Origin of the sequence: Nonomuraea mesophila (assembly GCF_004352805.1) — a bacterium.
GTDB lineage: Bacteria > Actinomycetota > Actinomycetes > Streptosporangiales > Streptosporangiaceae > Nonomuraea > Nonomuraea longispora.
The window spans coordinates 1-3274 of the sequence record NZ_SMLD01000339.1; the positions used below are offsets into that span (position 1 = coordinate 1).

The following is a 3274-nucleotide window of genomic DNA, read 5'->3' on the forward strand; positions in this document are numbered from 1 at the left end:
GCGGGGAGCGCGGCGGGGGGCGGCGTTCGTACGCCGACGTGGCGGCGCAGGCGCGGGCGGTCGCCGGGCGGCTGCGGGCGTGCGGCGCCGGGCCGGGATCGGTGGTGGCGGTGTGCCTGCCGCGTACGGCCGACCTGCCGGGGACGTTGCTCGGCGTCATGCTGGCGGGCGCCGCCTACCTGCCGGTGGATCCGGCGCTGCCGGAGGCGCGGGTCGCCGCGATGGTGGAGCGGGCGGGGGTACGGCTCGCGCTCGCCGTCCCGTCGGCCCCTCTCCCCGGGCACCTCACGCGGGTGCCCCTTCCCGAGCCCGTCGAGGGCGCCTCGTCCGGCTCCCGGCCGGGCCTCGCGCCGCGGCAGGAGGGGCCGGGGCCGCGCACTCCCGCCTACGTGCTGCACACCTCCGGGTCCACCGGGGTGCCGAAGGGCGTGGCGGTGCCGCATTCGGCGCTGGTCAACCTGCTGGCCGGGATGGCGGACCTGCTCGGGTCCCGTCCCGGGGACACGTGGCTGGGCGGCACGTCGTTGTCGTTCGACATCGCGGGGCTGGAGCTGTACCTGCCGCTGGTGACGGGCGGGCGGCTGGTGCTGGCCGACGACGCCACCGCGCGGGACGGCGTGGCGCTGGCCCGGCTGATCGGCCGCGGCGGGGTGACGCACGTGCAGGCGACGCCGTCCGGGTGGAGCATGCTGCTCGCGGGCGGGCTCGACCCGGCGGGGCTGGTCGCGCTGGCCGGGGGCGAGGCGCTGCCGCCGGCTCTGGCCAGGAAGCTGCGGGGGCGGGCGCGGCGGCTGTTCAACCTGTACGGGCCGACGGAGACCACGATCTGGTCGACCGCCTGGGAGGTCCCCGAGTCGCCCGAGCGGGTCGGCATCGGCCGGCCGCTGGCCAACACGACCGTCCAGGTGCTCGACCGGTGGGGGGCGCCCGCGCCGGTCGGCGTACCGGGAGAGCTGGTCATCGGCGGGGCGGGGGTCGCGCTCGGCTACCTGCGCGGGCCGGGCGAGCCTCCGGAGCCGTTCGAGGGCGGCCGGTACCGTACAGGCGACCGGGTCCGGTGGCTCGGCGACGGCACGCTCGAGTTCCTCGGACGGGACGACGGCCAGGTCAAGGTACGAGGCCACCGCGTCGAGCCGGGCGAGGTCGAGGCCACGCTGCTGCGGCATCCGCAGGTGCGCGAGGCGGCCGTGGTGGCGCGGGACGACCTGCTGGTGGCCTACGTGGCGCCTTTTGCTCCCGCGGACCTGCTGGAGCGGGCGGCGCAGTGGTTGCCGGCGTACATGGTGCCCTCGGCGGTCGTGGCACTCGACGCCCTGCCGCTGACCCCGAACGGCAAGGTGGACCGCCTGGCGCTGCCGGCTCCGTCGCGTCCGGCGCCGGGGCGGGGCGGGCGGCCGGCCACCGCCAGGGAGCGGCAGGTGGCGCGGATCTTCGCCGAGGTGCTGGGCACGGGCGACCTCGGCTCCGGCGACGACTTCTTCGCACTCGGCGGCCACTCGCTGCTGGCGACCCGGGTCATCGCCCGGCTGACGGCCGCGGGCACGCCGGCGTCACTGCGGGAGTTGTTCGCACACCCGACGGTGGCCGGGTTCGCCGCGACGCTGGACGGCCAGGACAGCGCTCCCGACCGGCCGCTGCTCCCCCGCCCGGCGGGCACGCTGCCGCCGCTCTCCCCCGCCCAGGAACGTCTGTGGTTCCTGCACCGGCTCGATCCGGGCGACGCCTCGTACAACATGTACGTCGTGCGCAGGCTCCGGGGCCCGCTCGACGAGGAGGCGCTGCGGCGGGCGCTGACCGGGCTGGTCGCCAGGCACGAGCCGCTGCGTACCCGCTTCCCCGAGGTGGACGGGCGGCCGGTCGCCGTCGTCGAACGCCCCTCGCCCGTCCACGTCGAACGGCTCGACGCCCGCGACGAGGACGAGGCCCGCCGGCTGGTCGCGGCCCGCACCAACGCGCCGCTCGATCTCGGGGCGGCGCCGCCGCTGCGTCTCTCCCTGATCCGGCTCGGGCCGGATGATCACGTGCTGTGCGCGGTGCTCCACCACATCGTCGCGGACGGCTGGTCGATCACCGTCCTCCTGGACGACCTCGCGACCCTGTACGAGTCGGCCCGGCACGAAGCGGCCGGGGACGAAGCGGCCCGTCCGCCGGGGCTGCCCGCCCTGGCCGTGCAGCACGGGGACGTGGCCCTCTGGCAGCGGGAGCAGGACCACGGGGAGGCGCTGGAGTACTGGCGGGCCCGGCTCGCCGATGCGCCCACGCTGGACCTGCCCACCGACCGGCCACACGGAACTCAGCCGTCGAGGGGCGGCGCGCACCTGCTGGACGTGCCCGGCGACCTGCTGTCCGCGCTGGAGTCGACGGCGCTCAGGCACCGGGTGACGCTGTTCATGGTGCTGCTGGCCGCCTACCAGGTTCTGCTGTCCCGGCACACCGGGCAGGACGACGTACTGGTGGGCTCTCCCACGGCGGGGCGCAACCGGGTGGAGCTGGAGCCGCTCGTCGGTTATCTCAGCACCACGCTGGTGCTGAGGGGCGACCTGTCGGGCGACCCGACGCTGGAGGAACTGCTGGCCCGTACGCGCAGGACGGTCCTGGACGCGATGGCGCACCAGGACGTGCCGTTCGAGCAGTTGCTGGCGGAGCTCGACGTGGAGCGGGACATCACCAGGAAGCCGGTGTTCCAGACCCTGTTCGCGCTGAACGGCCAGACCGGCGGCGGGGCACGCGACCGGCTGGGCGACCTGCGGATGTCGTTCTTCGACGACGGTTACCGGCAGGCGAAGTTCGACCTGACGGTGGAGGCGTGGCGGGCGCCCGGGCGGTTGCGGGTGGCCTTCGGCTACGACGCCGGGCTGTTCGACGCGGCCACGGTGGCGGGGCTGGCGGCGCGGTTCGAGGTGCTGCTGCGCGGGGTGGCCGACGCGGGGAACAGGCACGCGCCGCTGTCCCGCCTGCCGGTGCTCACGGCCGCCGACGAGGCGCTGATCGAGTCGGCGGGCGGCCCACCACCCGAGTGGGCGACCGCGGGCGGTCCCGGCCCCGTGGCCCGGGTGCCCGAGCTGGTCGCGCAGGCGATGGCGGCCCACCCCGACCAGGTGGCCGTGAGCTGCGGCCAGGACACCCTGACGTACGCCGAACTGGACCGGCGGGTGGACCGGCTCGCCGGGGAACTGACCCACAAGCTGACCGCGAAGCCGGCCGGGGAACCGGCCGGGGAGTCGGCGGGATGCGGTGCCGGGGGCGTGGTCGGGAGCGGTGCCGGGGGCGTGGT

At 76.4% G+C, this 3274-nt stretch carries 1 protein-coding gene; it reads left to right on the plus strand.

Annotation, left to right across the window (positions count from 1 at the left end; translation table 11 throughout):
- Positions 1-3274, plus strand: a 3274-nt coding sequence (locus E1295_RS47705; RefSeq protein ID WP_132641965.1) for a non-ribosomal peptide synthetase, incomplete at both ends; no start/stop codon positions are given.